The sequence below is a fragment of the Streptomyces sp. NPDC059398 genome (genome assembly GCF_042751845.1).
GTDB lineage: Bacteria > Actinomycetota > Actinomycetes > Streptomycetales > Streptomycetaceae > Streptomyces.
This window is the reverse complement of the sequence record NZ_JBHYWP010000086.1, coordinates 21,475-37,158: the sequence shown is the minus strand read 5'-3', so window position 1 is coordinate 37,158 and position 15,684 is coordinate 21,475. Positions and strand designations below refer to the sequence as shown.

The 15,684-nt window shown below is 70.6% G+C and carries 17 protein-coding genes and 4 tRNA genes; 7 read left to right on the top strand and 14 right to left on the bottom strand.

What is annotated here, in order from left to right; genetic code table 11:
- Nucleotides 1-176: 176 nt before the first annotated feature.
- The 5 genes from rplA to ACFXBC_RS26350 all read right to left on the bottom strand — a co-directional run bounded on the left by rplA (nt 177) and on the right by ACFXBC_RS26350 (nt 3,205).
- Nucleotides 177-899, bottom strand: a complete 723-nt coding sequence (rplA, locus tag ACFXBC_RS26370; RefSeq protein ID WP_385029329.1) for a 50S ribosomal protein L1 — start codon at nt 897-899, stop codon at nt 177-179.
- Between the two features lie 79 nt (nt 900-978).
- On the bottom strand, nt 979-1,413 hold the full coding sequence (rplK, locus tag ACFXBC_RS26365) for a 50S ribosomal protein L11 (RefSeq protein ID WP_385029326.1): 435 nt from the start codon (nt 1,411-1,413) through the stop codon (nt 979-981).
- A 347-nt stretch (nt 1,414-1,760) separates the two neighbouring features.
- Nucleotides 1,761-2,666 (bottom strand): transcription termination/antitermination protein NusG, encoded by a 906-nt coding sequence (gene nusG / locus ACFXBC_RS26360; protein ID WP_385029323.1) that lies wholly within the window; start codon nt 2,664-2,666, stop codon nt 1,761-1,763.
- A gap of 74 nt (nt 2,667-2,740) precedes the next feature.
- Nucleotides 2,741-3,025, bottom strand: coding sequence for a preprotein translocase subunit SecE (gene secE, locus ACFXBC_RS26355; RefSeq protein WP_164264060.1), 285 nt, complete (start codon nt 3,023-3,025; stop codon nt 2,741-2,743).
- Nucleotides 3,026-3,132: 107 nt separating this feature from the next.
- Nucleotides 3,133-3,205: transfer RNA gene (locus ACFXBC_RS26350), tRNA-Trp, on the bottom strand.
- A 293-nt stretch (nt 3,206-3,498) separates the two neighbouring features.
- On the opposite strand from ACFXBC_RS26350, the gene ACFXBC_RS26345 reads away from it, so the two are divergent.
- Nucleotides 3,499-4,725 carry a pyridoxal phosphate-dependent aminotransferase gene (locus ACFXBC_RS26345; RefSeq protein ID WP_385029320.1) on the top strand — a complete coding sequence of 409 codons (1,227 nt, stop codon included), beginning with the start codon at nt 3,499-3,501 and terminating at the stop codon, nt 4,723-4,725.
- 124 nt (nt 4,726-4,849) lie between these two features.
- Entirely contained in the window at nt 4,850-5,866 is a 1,017-nt protein-coding gene (locus ACFXBC_RS26340; protein WP_385029317.1) for an adenosine deaminase, read from the top strand.
- A 106-nt stretch (nt 5,867-5,972) separates the two neighbouring features.
- Here the strand turns inward: ACFXBC_RS26340 and ACFXBC_RS26335 are convergent, their stop codons facing one another.
- The 8 genes from ACFXBC_RS26335 to ACFXBC_RS26300 form a co-directional block, all read right to left on the bottom strand.
- Nucleotides 5,973-7,028 (bottom strand): UDP-N-acetylmuramate dehydrogenase, encoded by a 1,056-nt coding sequence (locus ACFXBC_RS26335; RefSeq protein WP_385029314.1) that lies wholly within the window; start codon nt 7,026-7,028, stop codon nt 5,973-5,975.
- 127 nt (nt 7,029-7,155) lie between these two features.
- Entirely contained in the window at nt 7,156-8,604 is a 1,449-nt protein-coding gene (locus ACFXBC_RS26330; RefSeq protein ID WP_385029311.1) for an MFS transporter, read from the bottom strand.
- Between the two features lie 123 nt (nt 8,605-8,727).
- A complete protein-coding gene (locus ACFXBC_RS26325) occupies nt 8,728-9,285 on the bottom strand; it encodes a TetR/AcrR family transcriptional regulator (RefSeq protein WP_385029308.1) in 558 nt (185 codons plus the stop codon).
- 219 nt (nt 9,286-9,504) lie between these two features.
- Nucleotides 9,505-9,942, bottom strand: coding sequence for a MaoC family dehydratase (locus ACFXBC_RS26320; RefSeq protein ID WP_385029305.1), 438 nt, complete (start codon nt 9,940-9,942; stop codon nt 9,505-9,507).
- Between the two features lie 2 nt (nt 9,943-9,944).
- Entirely contained in the window at nt 9,945-10,397 is a 453-nt protein-coding gene (locus ACFXBC_RS26315) for a MaoC family dehydratase N-terminal domain-containing protein (RefSeq protein ID WP_385029302.1), read from the bottom strand.
- A 148-nt stretch (nt 10,398-10,545) separates the two neighbouring features.
- Nucleotides 10,546-10,710 (bottom strand): 50S ribosomal protein L33, encoded by a 165-nt coding sequence (gene rpmG, locus ACFXBC_RS26310; RefSeq protein ID WP_006604855.1) that lies wholly within the window; start codon nt 10,708-10,710, stop codon nt 10,546-10,548.
- Nucleotides 10,711-10,795: 85 nt separating this feature from the next.
- Nucleotides 10,796-10,868: transfer RNA gene (locus ACFXBC_RS26305), tRNA-Met, on the bottom strand.
- Nucleotides 10,869-10,912: 44 nt separating this feature from the next.
- Nucleotides 10,913-10,985 (bottom strand) — tRNA-Thr (locus ACFXBC_RS26300).
- 329 nt (nt 10,986-11,314) lie between these two features.
- Between ACFXBC_RS26300 and ACFXBC_RS26295 the strand changes: the two genes are divergently transcribed.
- From ACFXBC_RS26295 to ACFXBC_RS26285, 3 genes are all read left to right on the top strand, one after another.
- Nucleotides 11,315-12,577 carry an amidohydrolase family protein gene (locus ACFXBC_RS26295; protein ID WP_385029299.1) on the top strand — a complete coding sequence of 421 codons (1,263 nt, stop codon included), beginning with the start codon at nt 11,315-11,317 and terminating at the stop codon, nt 12,575-12,577.
- A 150-nt stretch (nt 12,578-12,727) separates the two neighbouring features.
- Nucleotides 12,728-13,384 (top strand): SDR family oxidoreductase, encoded by a 657-nt coding sequence (locus ACFXBC_RS26290; protein WP_385029296.1) that lies wholly within the window; start codon nt 12,728-12,730, stop codon nt 13,382-13,384.
- Complete coding sequence (locus ACFXBC_RS26285; protein WP_385029293.1) at nt 13,384-13,926, top strand: GyrI-like domain-containing protein; 543 nt, start codon at nt 13,384-13,386, stop codon at nt 13,924-13,926. Before ACFXBC_RS26290 ends, ACFXBC_RS26285 begins: the two co-directional genes overlap by 1 nt.
- Nucleotides 13,927-14,071: 145 nt before the next feature.
- On the opposite strand, the gene ACFXBC_RS26280 is transcribed toward ACFXBC_RS26285, so the two are convergent.
- A tRNA-Tyr gene (locus ACFXBC_RS26280) sits at nt 14,072-14,153 on the bottom strand.
- Between the two features lie 258 nt (nt 14,154-14,411).
- On the opposite strand from ACFXBC_RS26280, the gene ACFXBC_RS26275 reads away from it, so the two are divergent.
- The gene (locus tag ACFXBC_RS26275) at nt 14,412-14,900 is read left to right on the top strand and encodes a YajQ family cyclic di-GMP-binding protein (RefSeq protein WP_385029290.1); all 489 of its coding nucleotides are present in this window, start codon (nt 14,412-14,414) and stop codon (nt 14,898-14,900) included.
- Nucleotides 14,901-15,065: 165 nt separating this feature from the next.
- The gene (locus ACFXBC_RS26270; RefSeq protein ID WP_385029287.1) at nt 15,066-15,581 is read left to right on the top strand and encodes a methylated-DNA--[protein]-cysteine S-methyltransferase; all 516 of its coding nucleotides are present in this window, start codon (nt 15,066-15,068) and stop codon (nt 15,579-15,581) included.
- Nucleotides 15,582-15,684: the final 103 nt, after the last annotated feature.

Genomic DNA, 15,684 nt, shown 5'->3' with positions numbered 1-15,684 from the left:
GACAGGGTCCGGCCCGGGTGGTGCGGGGGGGGGGGGGCGGGGCCGGGGGGGGGGGGGCCCGGGGCGGGGGCCGGGGGGCGCGGCGCCGCCCCCCCCGGCCCCCCCCGACCGGCGCGCGCGCCGCCGCGCCCCGGGCTCACAGCGCGCGTCCTGCGGCTGCCTGCCGATCCGCAGGATCAGACGGCGGCCGGGTCCTCCTCGACGAGGAGGTTGCGGGTGCGGTTGGCGTCCAGCGGGATGCCGGGGCCCATCGTGGTGGCCAGCGCGGCCTTCTTGATGTAGCGGCCCTTGGCGGCCGACGGCTTCAGACGGAGGACTTCCTCCAGCGCGGCGGCGTAGTTCTCGACCAGCTTCGTCTCGTCGAAGGAGACCTTGCCGATGATGAAGTGCAGGTTCGAGTGCTTGTCGACGCGGAACTCGATCTTGCCGCCCTTGATGTCCGTGACAGCCTTCGTCACGTCCGGGGTGACCGTTCCGGTCTTCGGGTTCGGCATGAGCCCACGCGGACCGAGCACGCGGCCGAGGCGGCCGACCTTGCCCATGAGGTCCGGGGTGGCGACGACGGCGTCGAAGTCCAGACGGCCCTTCGCCACCTCGTCGATGAGCTCGTCGGCGCCGACGATGTCGGCGCCCGCGGCCTCCGCGGCCGCAGCACGGTCACCGGTCGCGAAGACCAGGACCCGGGCGGTCTTGCCGGTGCCGTGCGGCAGGTTCACGGTGCCACGGACCATCTGGTCGGCCTTGCGCGGGTCGACACCCAGACGCATGGCGACCTCGACGGTGCCGTCGAACTTGGTCGTGGAGGTGTCCTTGGCGAGGCGGACGGCTTCGAGCGGGGCGTACAGCTTGTCCGCGTCGACCTTGGCGTCCGCAGCGCGGAGAGTCTTGCTGCGCTTCACTTCTGCTCCTAGTTGGGGAGTGGGAGTCGTGGTACGGGCCGGCGCTGGCCCTTCCACTGTGGTGCTGAGGGGGGCTTGATCAGCCCTCGACCGTGACGCCCATGGAACGGGCGGTGCCGGCGATGATCTTGGCCGCGGACTCGATGTCGTTGGCGTTCAGGTCGGGCATCTTGGTCGTGGCGATCTCACGGACCTGCTCGCCGGTGATCTTGGCGACCTTGGTCTTGTGCGGCTCGCCGGAGCCCTTCTCCACGCCCGCGGCCTTGAGGATCAGCTTCGCGGCCGGCGGGGTCTTGGTGACGAAGGTGAAGGAGCGGTCCTCGTAGACCGTGATCTCCACCGGCACGACCATGCCACGCTGCGACTCGGTCGCGGCGTTGTAGGCCTTGCAGAACTCCATGATGTTGACGCCGTGCTGGCCCAGCGCGGGGCCGACCGGCGGAGCCGGGTTGGCCGCGCCGGCCTTGATCTGGAGCTTGATGAGCCCCGTGACCTTCTTCTTCTTGGGAGGCATTGCTCTCTCCGGGTCCTAGTGAGAGTGTTTCGCCGCCATCCGGTCATCCGGACGGAGGCATACCGCGCAACGATAACGGGTATAGCTGCGCGACCAAAAACCAAGCAGGTCAGACAGGGCGTGAGCCGGGTCTGACCTGCTTGGAAGGTGTGTGTACCGGAAGCTCCGTGCGGCAGGGGCCGCCAGGGTCTGACCGGCCGATCTTCGTGGATCAGTCCGCGGCGTCTGGTGCGGTACCTCGCAAGGCGGAGGATCGCCCCTGTACTGGACGTACCGGGGCGACGCCGACAACGCCGCGAGGTGCCGTGCCAGGCGTCGCGGGCCCACGAAGATCGGCCGGACAGACCCTAGTTCTTCTGGATCTGGTCGAAGCTGAGCTCGACCGGGGTCTCGCGGCCGAAGATCTCGACGAGACCCTTGACCTTCTTCGAGTCGGCGTTGATCTCGTTGATCGTCGCCTGGAGCGTCGCGAACGGGCCGTCCGTGACGGTGACCGAGTCGCCGACCTCGAAGTCGAGCACCTGGACCTCGACCTTGCGGGCCGGAGCCGGCTTGCCCTCGGCCTCGGCGGCCTCGCGGGCGGCCTTCTCCTCGGCCTCCGGGGCGAGCATCTTGACGATCTCGTCGAGCGTCAGCGGGTACGGGTCGTAGGCGTTGCCGACGAAGCCGGTGACTCCGGGGGTGTTACGGACGACGCCCCAGGACTCGTTGGTGAGGTCCATCCGGACCAGGACGTAACCGGGAAGCTTGTTCTGGCGGACGTTCTTGCGCTCGCCGTTCTTGATCTGGACGATCTCTTCCTCGGGCACTTCGGCCTGGTAGATGAACTCCTCGACGTTCAGCGAGACGGCGCGCTGCTCCAGGTTGGCCTTCACACGCTTCTCGTAACCGGCGTACGTGTGGATGACGTACCACTCGCCGGGCAGACCGCGGAGCTCCTGGCGCAGGGCCTCGACCGGGTCGACCGGGGGCACGTCGGCGGCGGCCTCGGCGGCCTCCTCGTCCTCGGCCTCTTCCGCGGCGGCTGCCACATCGGCGGCGGCCTGGGCGTCGTCGGCGGTCTCCGCCACGGCCTCGGCGTCGCCCTCGGCGTGCACGGCGGACTCCTCGGCGGGCTCACCGGCGACGGCGTCGGCGGCTTCGGCCCGGTCCGGCTCCACAGCGTCTGCCGCCTCGACGATGTCGAGCTCGTCCTCTGCGGACTCGAAGCTTTCGCCCGGCTCGACGGCCTCGTTCAGGTTCGGGTCAGACACGGTGGCTGCTTCTTCCTGGATACAAATCGGGTGGAACATGCGAAAAAGACGCCGCTCCCGGCGTCTTTCGCGGATCAGCCAAAGACGTACTTGGCGGCCTGGTTGAAGCCATAGTCAATCACGGTCACGATGCCGATCATGATGACGACAAAAACGATCACCACGGTGGTGTAGGTCGAGAGCTGGCTACGAGTCGGCCAGACGACCTTGCGCAGTTCCGCGACGATCTGGCGGTAGAAGAGCGCGAGGCGGCCGAAGGGCCCCTTCTTGCCGCGCTTCCCGCCCTTGCGCGCCTTCTTCGACTCCGGCGCTTCATCCTGCGCATCAGGCACGTCGATGGAGCCGACGGCGTCCGTCACGATCTCTCACCTGATTCCGGGTCGTGGCCGTGCCGCGCCCGGTGGAGCCGCACGGCGGTGCATAGATGTACGTACATGCGCACACAGCCTGGCGAAGGTGTGTGTAGCAGGGCCGGAGGGACTTGAACCCCCAACCGCTGGTTTTGGAGACCAGTGCTCTACCAATTGAGCTACGACCCTTTGTGGTTCCCCCAACCTACCGCATCCGACCAGGTGCACGGAGTGCGCTCGGCCGGCCGGCTGGTGGAGGCCAACGACGAGTGAGTGTACGTGGTCGGGGGCCTGACGTCGAACAGCTTCGGCCGGGACGGCCCCGGCCGGCCCGTGTCCTTACGGTCGCGGCCCGGTTCCGGCCCGGTTCCCGCGCGGCGTACGGCTGTTGTCCGGTCGTCCGCCGGGCCGGGGTCCGGCCCGGTGTCCGCCCATCGAAACCTGTGTGCCGAGTCCGATTCCGGTCTGGGACCATGGGCCCCATGAGCGCCGCAACTCCTCCGACCGAGCGCAGGGTCTCCGCCCGCATCGGTGCCATCTCCGAGTCCGCCACCCTGGCCGTCGACGCCAAGGCGAAGGCGCTGAAGGCCGCCGGGCGACCGGTGATCGGCTTCGGTGCCGGTGAGCCCGACTTCCCCACGCCCGGATACATCGTCGAGGCCGCGATCGAGGCCTGCCGCAACCCGAAGTACCACCGTTACACCCCGGCCGGGGGGCTCCCCGAGCTGAAGGCCGCCATCGCCGCCAAGACCCTGCGCGACTCGGGCTACGAGGTCGAGGCAGCCCAGGTGCTCGTCACCAACGGCGGCAAGCAGGCCATCTACCAGGCGTTCGCCGCGATCCTCGACCCGGGCGACGAGGTCATCGTCCCGGCCCCGTACTGGACCACGTACCCCGAGTCGATCCGGCTCGCGGGCGGTGTCCCGGTCGAGGTCGTCGCCGACGAGACCACCGGCTACCGGGTCTCCGTCGAGCAGCTGGAGGCCGCCCGTACGGAGCGGACGAAGGTCGTCCTCTTCGTCTCGCCCTCCAACCCGACGGGCGCCGTCTACAGCCGCGCCGACACCGAGGCCGTCGGCCGCTGGGCCGTCGAGCACGGCCTGTGGGTACTGACGGACGAGATCTACGAGCACCTGATCTACGGCGACGCCGAGTTCACCTCGCTGCCCGCCGTCGTGCCCGAGCTGCGCGACAAGTGCATCGTGGTCAACGGCGTGGCCAAGACGTACGCCATGACCGGCTGGCGCGTGGGGTGGATCGTCGGCCCGAAGGACGTCGTGAAGGCCGCGACCAATCTGCAGTCGCACGCCACCTCCAACGTCTCCAACGTCTCGCAGGCGGCCGCGCTCGCCGCAGTGTCGGGGGACCTGGAGGCCGTCGTCGAGATGCGTACCGCCTTCGACCGGCGCCGCAGGACCATCGTGCGGATGCTCAACGAGATCGACGGTGTGCTCTGCCCTGAGCCGGAGGGCGCGTTCTACGTGTACCCGTCGGTGAAGGCGCTCATCGGCAAGGAGATCCGCGGCAAGCGCCCGCAGAGCTCGGTGGAGCTGGCCGCGCTGATCCTGGACGAGGTCGAGGTCGCCGTGGTCCCCGGTGAGGCGTTCGGCACACCCGGGTACCTGCGTCTGTCGTACGCGCTCGGTGACGAGGACCTGGTCGAGGGCGTCTCCCGGATCCAGAAGCTGCTGGCCGAGGCGACGGACTGACACGGGCCGACTGCCGAAAAACGGGCCTCCGGTTCTCACCGGGGGCCCGTTTCTTCGTTCGGCCGTCTCCTCGTTGGGGGAAAGCGGCTACCGGTGCGGCGGTTCCGTACGGCAGGATCCTTGGATGGAGCGAGTACGTGACATCCGGCTGCTGCCCAAGGCCCATCTGCACCTGCACTTCACCGGTTCGATGCGGCCCACCACGCTGCTGGAGCTGGCCGGCAGATACGGCGTGCACCTGCCTGAGGCACTGACCGGCGGTGAGCCTCCGAAGCTGCGGGCCACCGACGAGCGCGGCTGGTTCCGCTTCCAGCGGCTGTACGACATCGCGCGGTCCTGTCTGCGCACCCCCGACGACATCCAGCGGCTGGTGCGCGAGGCCGCCCAGGAGGATGTCGCGGACGGCTCGGGGTGGCTGGAGATCCAGGTGGACCCCACGTCGTACGCCCCGTTCCTCGGCGGGCTCATCCCGGCGCTCGAAGTCATCCTGGACGCGGTGGACGCGGCGTCGCGGGAGACCGGGCTCGGCATACGCGTGGTGGTCGCCGCGAACCGGATGAAGCACCCGCTGGACGCCAGGACCCTGGCGCGGCTGGCGGTGCGGTACGCGGACCGCGGGGTGATCGGTTTCGGTCTCTCCAACGACGAACGCCGGGGTATGGCGAGGGACTTCGACCGGGCGTTCGCGATCGCCAGGGAGGGCGGTCTGCTGGCGGCACCGCACGGAGGTGAGCTGAGCGGGCCCTCGTCGGTGCGGGACTGTCTGGACGATCTGCACGCGGCGCGGATCGGGCACGGGGTGCGGGCGGCGGAGGACCCGATGCTGCTGCGGCGGCTGGCCGAGCGCGGGGTGACCTGTGAGGTCTGCCCGGCGTCGAACGTGGCGCTCGGCGTCTACGAGAAGCCCGAGGACGTACCCCTGCGAAAGCTGTTCGAGGCCGGGGTGCCGATGGCGCTCGGTGCGGACGACCCGCTGCTGTTCGGGTCGCGGCTGGCGGCCCAGTACGAGCTGGCGCGGGCGCAGGGTTTCACCGACGCCGAACTGGCCGAGCTGGCGCGGCAGTCGGTGCTCGGCTCGGCGGCGCCCGTAGATGTCCGGCGGAAGCTGCTCTCCGGCATCGACGACTGGCTTGCCGGCTGAGCCCGCGTATGTATGTACGTGCGTGCGTATGTGCGTACGCCTATGAGGGGCGGGCGGCCGCAGCCTCCCGCCCCGGCTCCGGCCCCGGCCCCGGCCCCGGCCCCGGTTACAGGCTGACGCCGACCGTCACCGGCTCGTTGACCAGGGTCACGCCGAACGCCTCGTGCACCCCCGCGACCACCTCGCGGGCGAGTGCGAGCAGGTCCTCGGTGGTGGCCCGGCCCCGGTTGGTGAGGGCGAGTGTGTGCTTGGTGGAGATACGGGCGGGGCCGGTGCCGTACCCCTTGGTGAAGCCCGCCCGGTCGATCAGCCAGGCCGCCGATGTCTTGGTCAGTCCCTCCCCCGCCGGGAAGGCGGGCGGCGCGGTCTCCGCTCCGAGTCGCTCGCGCACGCGCGCCAGGAACGCGGCGAACTGGGTGTCGTCGAGGATCGGATTGGTGAAGAACGATCCGGCCGACCAGGTGTCGTGGTCGTCGGCGTCCAGCACCATGCCCTTGCCCGCGCGCAGCTTCAGCACGGTCTCGCGGACCGTCGCCGCCGGTACCCGGTCGCCCGCCTCGACCCCGAGGACGCGGGCCGTCTCCGGGTACTTGACGGGCGCCGAGAGCCCGTCCGCGTCTTCGAGCGCGAAACGCACCCGGAGCACCACATAGCGGTCGGGTTCGGCCTTGAAGCGGCTGTGACGGTACGAGAACCGGCACTCGGCGTTCGAGAGGGTGACCGTCTCGCCGGTCGTACGGTCGTACGCGACGACCTCGGTGAGGGTCGACGAGATCTCCTGGCCGTACGCCCCCACGTTCTGGATCGGGGTGGCACCGGCGGAGCCGGGGATCCCGGCCAGGCACTCGATGCCCGCGAGTCCGGCTTCGACGGTACGGGTGACGGCGTCACTCCAGGTCTCGCCGGCCGCGAGTTCCAGCGCCGTACCGGAGAGCGAGAAGCCGCGTGTCGCGATCCGCAGGGCGGTGCCGGCGAACCCCTTGTCGCCGATGACCAGATTGGAGCCGCCGCCGATGACGAGCAGCGGGGTGCCTTCGGCGTCGGCCTCCCGGACGGCCTCGACGACTTCGGCGTCGGTCTCCGCCGTGACCAGCCGGGTCGCGGGGCCGCCGAGGCGGAAGGTGGTCAGGGGGGCGAGTGGGGCTTCAAGGAGTTCCTGCACGGGCCCAGCGTACGAGAACGGCCCCGCCGGTCGGGCGGGGCCGTTCTGGTGCGGAGGATCATTCACGTACGGGTGACTCGGGCGAGCGGCTCGGACGGCGGCTCAGGCGAGCGGCTCAGGCGGCGGCTCAGGCGGCGGCTCGGACGGCGGCCGTCTCGCGGTCCGTGCCGGGCTCCGGTGCCAGGTCCGCGGGCCCCGGTGCGCCGCGCCGCGGGATCAGCAGGGCGACGAGCGCCGCGACCGCGACCGCTGCGGCGCCGATCCACAGGGCGGGGACTGTCCCGTCGGTGAAGGAGGCGGGCGTTCCGTATCCGCCGCGGGCCGCGAAGACCGCGCCCAGGACGGCGATGCCGAGCGCGCCGCCGACCTCGCGCAGGGCGTTGTTGGCGCCGGACGCGATGCCCTGCTCGGCGGGGCGGACGCTGGACATGACCACGCTGGACGCGGGGGCGAAGTACAGCGCCATGCCGGCTCCGCCGAGCATCAGTGCCGGGAGGATCGTCGGATACGACACGTCCGGGCCGATGAGCAGCGCGAAGAGCGCGAGCCCGGCCGCCTGGAGCGCGAGGCCCGCGGCGACGACGGGCCGGCCGCCGATCCGGTCGGAGAGGGCGCCCGCGAACGGCGCGATGATCAGCGGCATCCCGGTCCAGGGCAGCATCCGCAGTCCGACCTGGGTCGGCGAGTAGCCCAGGACGCCCTGGAAGAACTGGCTCAGCAGGAATATCGAGCCGAACATGCCCAGGAACATCAGCAGGGACGCGCCGTTGATCCCTGCGAAGGCGCGGTTGCGGAAGAGCCGCATGGGGAGCATGGGGCGGGCGTGGTGGAAGCCGTGGTGGACGAAGCCGGCCAGTAGGGCGAGACCGGCGAGGAGGCTGGTGAGGATCGGCGTACTGGACCAGCCGTCCGTCTGCCCGTTGACGAGGGCGTAGACGACACCGAACAGGCCGCCGCTGACCAGGAGGGTGCCGGGAATGTCGAGCCGGGCGCCGGGTCCGCGCGATTCGGCGAGGCGCAGCCGGGCGAGCGGGAGCAGGGCGAGGCCGACCGGCACATTGAGCCAGAAGATCCACTGCCAGGAGAGGTGCTCGGTGAGGGAGCCGCCGATGAGCGGGCCGCTGGCCACGGCGAGGCCGGTGACGGCGCTGAAGATCCCGAGGGCGGCGCCCCGGCGCGCGGCGGGTACGGCGGCGGTGAGCAGGGTCAGGGTGAGCGGCATCATGACCGCGGCGCCGAGGCCCTGCACGGCACGGGCGGCGATGAGCGGGGCGATCCCCGGGGCGAGGGCCGCCGCGGCCGAGGCGCCGGTGAAGACCGTGAGGCCGGTGAGGAAGAGCCTGCGCCTGCCGAACCGGTCGCCGAGGGCGGCGCCGAACATGAGCAGGACGGCGAAGGTGAGCGTGTACGCGTTCACCGTCCACTGGAGGTCTTTCAGCGCGCCGCCGAGATCCTGGCGGATCGAGGGCAGTGCTGTGGTGACGACGAGGTTGTCGAGGGCCGCCATGAATCCCGCGACGCTGGTGATGATCAGAGCCCAGGTGGCGCCTGCGCGCCGGGCTGTCGGTCCGTTCACTTCTCCCCCTGCTGGCGGGCCGGGCGGTGGTCCGTCCGGCTTGATTAGTTATTGATTACTAAGTTTCGCGGCCATGGGTCCGGATGCTCCCCCACCGGGGCCCTCAGTAGTGCCGCCGCTCACTCACTTCTTGGGCTGCGCCGAGTCGTAGAAGCCGGTCCACACCCGGTGCTCCGGGGCGAACCCCAGCGCGACCAGCGTGTTGACCAGCATCCCGTACGCCAGGAACGTCGTCGTCTCGTCGACGTCGGCGCCCAGAGCCAGATGAACCGCGTCGTACAGCCCCATCCACGCGGCACGCGCCGCCTCCCCGAACTCACGGTCCCCCGACGCCGCCGCGGAGGCCGCCGCCACATAGACCTGCATCTGCATCAGCAGCTTGTCCGGGTCCTCGGCGATGAGCGACTGGTAGGCCCGCGCCATGGCATGGAGGGCCTCCTCCGCCGCCAACCCGTCCGCCGCCCTCGTGAGGACGGCCGTGGTCTCCTCGACACAGCGCTCGGACGCCGCCAGGAAAATGGCCTCCTTGTTCGGGAAGAGCCGGAAGAGATACGGCTGGGAGACGCCCACCCGCTTGGCGATCACCTCGGTGGAGGTGCCGCGATAGCCACCGCGGGCGAATTCGACCATCGCCGCGCGGATGACGCTCTCGCGCCGCTCCTCTGCGCTCATCCTGACCATACGAGTAAGTTAGTGGCTGATAACTAACTAAGTCAAGAGGCGCTGACGGCCGCCCGCCCGGACCCATCCCCATGCGCGGACGAAGGGCGCGGCCGCCCGCCCGGACCGTTCCGGTACGCGGCAAGGGGCGCCCGCCCACGCGAGCGCCCCCTGCCCGTGTCAGCACACCACGGCTTCCGCCGCCGCGCGCCGGGCCCGCACGGCCCCCGGCACCGCGCCTCAGGCGAGGCGCACCACGGCGCGGGACATGCCCAGTACCTTCTTGCCGTCGCTCATCGCCGTCAGGTCCACCCGCACCGTTCTGTCGTCGGGCTCACCGACGAGGGCTCCGACCTTGGCGCTGACCTCGATCACTGCGCCGTCGGCGTCGTTCGGGACGACGACCGGCTTGGTGAAGCGGACGCCGTACTCCACGACCGCGCCCGGGTCGCCGACCCAGTCGGTCACCACCCGGACCGCCTCGGCCATGGTGAACATCCCATGTGCGATGACATCGGGGAGTCCGACCTCCACCGCGAACTTCTCGTTCCAGTGGATCGGGTTGAAGTCGCCGGAGGCACCCGCGTACTGCACCAGCGTCGCCCGCGACACCGGGAACGACTGCGCCGGCAGCTCGGTGCCGACCTCGACGCTCTCGTAGGAGATCTTCGCTGCCACCGTCACGCCTCCCCGGCCGCACGCGCGACCAGCTTCGTCCACGCCGTCACGACGAGCTCACCTGACTCGTCGTGCACCTCACCGCGAATATCAATGATGTCGTTTCCGGCAAGGGACTTGATCGCTTCGATGGTCGAAGTGACCGTCAGCCGGTCCCCGGACCGGACCGGGCGCCGGTAGGCGAACTTCTGGTCGCCGTGCACCACCCGCGTGTAGTCCAGACCCAGCTGCGGATCCTGCACGACGACGCCCGCGGCCTTGAAGGTGATCGAGAAGACGAACGTCGGCGGGGCGATGACATCGGCATGCCCGAGCGCCTTCGCCGCCTCCGTGTCGGTGTACGCGGGATTCGGGTCGCCCACCGCTTCGGCGAACTCGCGGATCTTCTCCCGGCCCACCTCGTACGGCGCGGAGGGCGGATAGGTCCGCCCCACGAACGACTGGTCGAGCGCCATGGCTCACTACCTCCTGGTGGAGTGCCGGGAATCAGAAAGAATCACAATAACCGCGAGTAACCGCAGAAATGACATGAGGCCGCCCCCCGCTAGGGGGCGACCTCATGTCTGTGCCTGTGGAGAGCTGTACCCGTGGAGAAAGCTCGGGTCAGCGGGTTTCGCGGTGCGCGGTGTGCGAGTTACAGCGCGGGCAGTGCTTCTTCATCTCAAGACGGTCCGGGTCGTTACGCCGGTTCTTCTTGGTGATGTAGTTCCGCTCCTTGCACTCCACGCAGGCCAGCGTGATCTTCGGGCGGACGTCGGTGGCAGCCACGTGAGTGCTCCTTGGACGGATGGACGGATGAACGCATAAAAGAGTAGCCGATCGAAGGACCGAGCCCACCATCGGCTACCGTGTGTAGCGGTGACCGGACTTGAACCGGTGACACAGCGATTATGAGCCGCTTGCTCTACCGACTGAGCTACACCGCTTTGCTACGGAATCCCTCACCCGAAGGTGAGGGCTCCCGCACCAGAGCCCCAATACGGAATCGAACCGTAGACCTTCTCCTTACCATGGAGACGCTCTACCGACTGAGCTATTGGGGCGAGCGATGAAGACATTACACGGTCATTCGCCGTCGCCCAAATCCTTATGAGGGCCCCTCGCCCGGCCCTCTCTCCACCCCTCTCCCCGTCCTCTCCCGGCCCTCTCTTCACCCCTCTCCCGGCCCTCTCTCCACCACGCCGTCCCGCCTCCCGCCCGGCTCCCACCAGCCCCTTCCACCGCCGTTCGGCCCACAAGGCCCGTCGGCCACCGGAGTCACTCCCAGTACGACTAATCCGCCCCTCCTCGAAGCGGGGCCAGCCTTCCCCATAGGCTCGCTTCACGCTGCGTGACCTCGCACGTCACGCCCGGCCCAGTACCCAGGAGCGCGATGCCCGACAGCCAGCCGCGGCCTCCCGAAGGAGCCACCGCAGACACCACCGCGCTCCTGCTTCGCGGGGCCCGCCTGGCCGACGGCCGCACCGTGGACGTCAGCATCAGCCAGGGGTACATCGAAGCCGTGGGCACCGCCGGCAGCCTCACCGTGCCCGGCTCCCGCGCCTCCGCCGCCCCCCGTATCGAGCTCGACGGCTATCTGCTGCTCCCCGCGCCCGCCGAACCGCACGCCCACAGCGACACCGCCCTCACCGCCGTCGCCGGGCCGGGTCCGGGGCCGGACACCAGCGGGGCGGTCTCCGACATCCAGCGCCGCGCCACCGAAGCCGCCCTGCTCCAGCTCGGACACGGGGCCACCGCGCTGCGCTCGCACATCCGGATCGGGGACGTCCAAGGGCTCGGCGCGATGGAGGCCGTACTCCAGGCCCGGCGGTCGCTGCGCGGGCTCACCGACCTCACCACGGTCGCCGTACCCCGGCTGCTCACCGGCGTCGCGGGCGCGGACGGCCTCGCCATGCTGCACGACGCCGTAAAGATGGGCGCCACGGTGGTCGGGGGCTGCCCGGACCTCGATCCCGACCCGACCGGATACACCCAGGCCGTCCTCGAAGTCGCCGCCGAGCACGGCTGCGCCGTCGATCTGCACACCGAGGGTGACGACCCGGCCCGGCTGGCCCGGCTCGCCGCCATGTGCGGCGGGCTGCGCCCCGGCGTCGCCATCGGCCCCTGCGGCGGGCTCTCCCGGCTTCCGCACGACACCGCGGTCCGTGCGGCGGGGCGGCTTGCCGCCGCGGGCGTCACCGTGGTCTGCCAGCCGCAGGGCGGGTGCGGCGGCGTCGAGAGCCGCGGGACCGCGCCCGTACGACTGCTCCGCTCCGCGGGGGTACGGGTCGCCGCGGGCAGCGGCGCGCTGCGCGACCTGACCAATCCGGTCGGCCGCGGGGACCCGCTGGAGGCCGCGTATCTGCTGGCGTCCCAGAGCGGGCTACGGCCCGACGAGGCGTACGGCGCGGTCAGTTCGGCGCCGCGCGAGGCCATGGCGCTCCCCGAGGTGCGGGTGGAGGCGGGCTTCCCCGCCGAGCTCCTCGCCGTACGCGGCGACCAGCTCTCCGCGGTGCTGTCCCTCGCGTACAGCAGGATCGTCATCCACCGCGGGCGGGTCGTGGCACGGACCAACGCGGTGCGCGAGTACTGCGACTCGACCGCACCCGGCACGCTCGGACTGCCGCGCCAGGGGCGGACCGGCCCCGGCGCCTGAGCGCGGCCTCCGAGCACGGCGCCCCAGCGTGGGGCGTCGGCGGGTGCTCGGGCCCGGCCCGCCAGGCCGCCACTCGCGCAAGTGGTGTATCCGAGGCCTCCGTACGGGGTTCCTGAGCGCGCGGGGCCGCCGGAGCGTACCGTCGGAAACATGCGCATTGTCATCGCAGGTGGACACGGTCAGATCGCGCTGCGGCTGGAGCGGTTGCTCGCCGCGCGCGGTGACGAGGTCGCGGGCATCATCCGCGCCGCCGGACAGGCCGACGACCTGAGATCCGCCGGGGCCGAGCCGGTCGTCCTGGACCTGGAATCGGCCACCGTCGACCAGGTCGCCCAGGCGGTGTCGGGCGCCGACGCGGTGGTCTTCGCGGCGGGCGCGGGCCCCGGCAGCACCGTCGAGCGCAAGGACACCGTGGACCGCGACGCGGCGGTCAAGCTCGCGGACGCCGCCGAACAGGCGGGCGTACGCCGGTATCTCATCGTCTCGGCCATGGGCGCCGACACCGCCCACCGGGGCGACGAGGTCTTCGACGCCTACCTCCGGGCCAAGGGCGCGGCAGACGACGCCGTACGCGCCCGGCGCACTCTCGACTGCACCGTGCTGCGCCCCGGCGCGCTGACGAACGGAGCGGGCACCGGGCAGGTACGCCTGGAGGCCACGACCGGCCGGGGCGAGGTCCCCCGCGACGATGTGGCCGCGGTACTGGCCGAGTTGATCGAGACCCCGGCGACGGCGGGTCTGACCCTGGAGCTGATCGGCGGCTCGGTGCCGGTGTCGGTCGCCGTGAAGGATGTGGCGGGCAACTGATGCAGAACCCACCCGTGGCCGCCGAGCGGGCGGCGCAGCCGTACGCGGCGATCAAGGAGACCGTCACCATGGACACGTTCCCGGTGGTCGCCGACCGGCTGTCCGAGGTGTTCGGCTGGCTCGCGGAACGCGGGATCGAACCAGCGGGTGCGCCGTTCTTCCGGTACGACGTCATCGACGTGGAACGCGGTATGGAGGTCGAGGCGGGCGTACCGGTGGCGCGTCCACCGGAGGGCGCGGCCGGGGGCACCGACTCCATGGACGCCGACACGGGTGAGGTCTTCGCCGGGACACTGCCCGCCGGCCGGTATCTGACGGTCACCCATATCGGGCACCCGGATGAGCTGTTGGGGGTGACGGCGGGCCTACTGGAGTATGCCGCGGCGCGCGGCATGGAGTGGGACGTGGAGAAGGCCGACGTGGTCGAGGAGTGGGGCTGCCGGCTGGAGATCTACAAGACGGATCCGCGGGAGGAGCCGGACATGTCCAAGTGGGAGACGGAGCTGGCCTTCCGGCTCGCGGACGCCGGGGCGCAGCCGTAGCTGCCGGCCGCGCGGAAAGCCGTAGCGGCGAGGCACGGGCTCGGACCGCCGGAAAACCAGAAAGCCAGAAAGCCGGAAAGCCCCGGAAAGCCCCGGAAAACCAGAAAGCCTCTGACCAGACATGCTGGTCAGAGGCTGATTCCGGTGGCGGCGCCAGGGTTCGAACCTGGGTAGGCTGAGCCGGCAGATTTACAGTCTGCTCCCTTTGGCCACTCGGGCACACCGCCGGGGGTTTGCCGCTACGGAACCGCTGTGTCGCGGGACTCCGTGGCAACGACGTAAACGATACCTGATGACCCGGGGTGCTTCGCCACCCGGTTGATCAGGGACGGGCGGGGGCGGCCGTGGCGCAGCGCTTAGGCTTGCGCGCAGCAGGCCGGGACGCCGGTCGTCCCCCTCGGCGCACCCGTTTCAGCACACCGGATTCAGTACATCCGTTTCACCACATCCGATTCATCGCACCCCGATACAAGGAGCCACAGGACATGGCCGACTCCAGTTTCGACATCGTCTCGAAGGTCGAGCGGCAAGAGGTCGACAACGCCCTCAACCAGGCCGCCAAGGAGATCTCCCAGCGTTACGACTTCAAGAACGTCGGCGCCTCGATCGACTGGTCGGGCGAGAAGATCCTGATGCAGGCGAACACCGAGGAGCGGGTCACCGCGATTCTCGATGTCTTCCAGACCAAGCTGATCAAGCGCGGGATCTCGCTCAAGGCGCTGGACGCGGGCGAGCCGCAGCTGTCCGGCAAGGAGTACAAGATCTTCGCCTCCATCGAGGAGGGCATCTCGCAGGACAACGCCAAGAAGGTCGCGAAGGTCATCCGCGACGAGGGCCCGAAGGGCGTCAAGGCGCAGGTCCAGGGCGACGAGCTGCGGGTCAGCTCCAAGAGCCGGGACGATCTGCAGGCCGTGCAGGCGCTGGTGAAGGGCAAGGACTTCGACTTCGCGCTGCAGTTCGTGAACTACCGCTGATCTCCTGCTCCCCCGGCGGTCCGACGCTACGGCGATCCGGCGCTGCCGCTGTCCGGCGGGACATGTGGCGTCCGAAATCCGCCGGTCCGGATGGTCGGGGGATCGCAGACTCGTAGGTGTCCCGGTGGAACTGCCGCCGGGGCGCTGCGAGGAAGGGAGCGACCGATGACGGTCTACACGACGGCCGACAGTCCGCTCGGTGAGCTGCTGCTGGTGGGCGAGGAGTCGGCCGAAGCACGCGGCGGTGTGGCGCTGGCCTCGCTGTCCGTGCCGGGACAGAAGGGCGGGGTGACCGCCGAGGACGCTGCCGGGGCGGGGTGGCGGCGGGATCCGGCCGCCTTCGACTGGATCACCGAACAGCTGCGGGCCTACTTCACCGGTGGGTCGACCCGCTTCGCGATCGATTACGCGGCCGGTGGCACCGCGTTCCAGCAGCGGGTGTGGGCGGCGCTGGACGGTCTGCCGTACGGCGCCACGGTCTCGTACGGGGAGCTGGCGGGGCGCATCGGGCTCGCGGGCGCCGGAGTGCGGGCCGTGGGCACCGCGATCGGGCGCAATCCCCTGCTGGTCGTACGGCCGTGCCACCGGGTGATCGGGGCGGACGGGGCGCTGCGCGGTTACGCGGGCGGGCTGGAGCGCAAGCGGTGGCTGCTGGGGCTCGAAGGGGTACCGGCGTCGTGAGGGCGGGGCGCTGGGGCCGAACGGGGCGCCGGGGGCGCACTGGGCGCTGGGGCCGCAATCAGCGCTGGGGCGGAACGCGGCGCTGGGGCGGCCGGGACGGCGG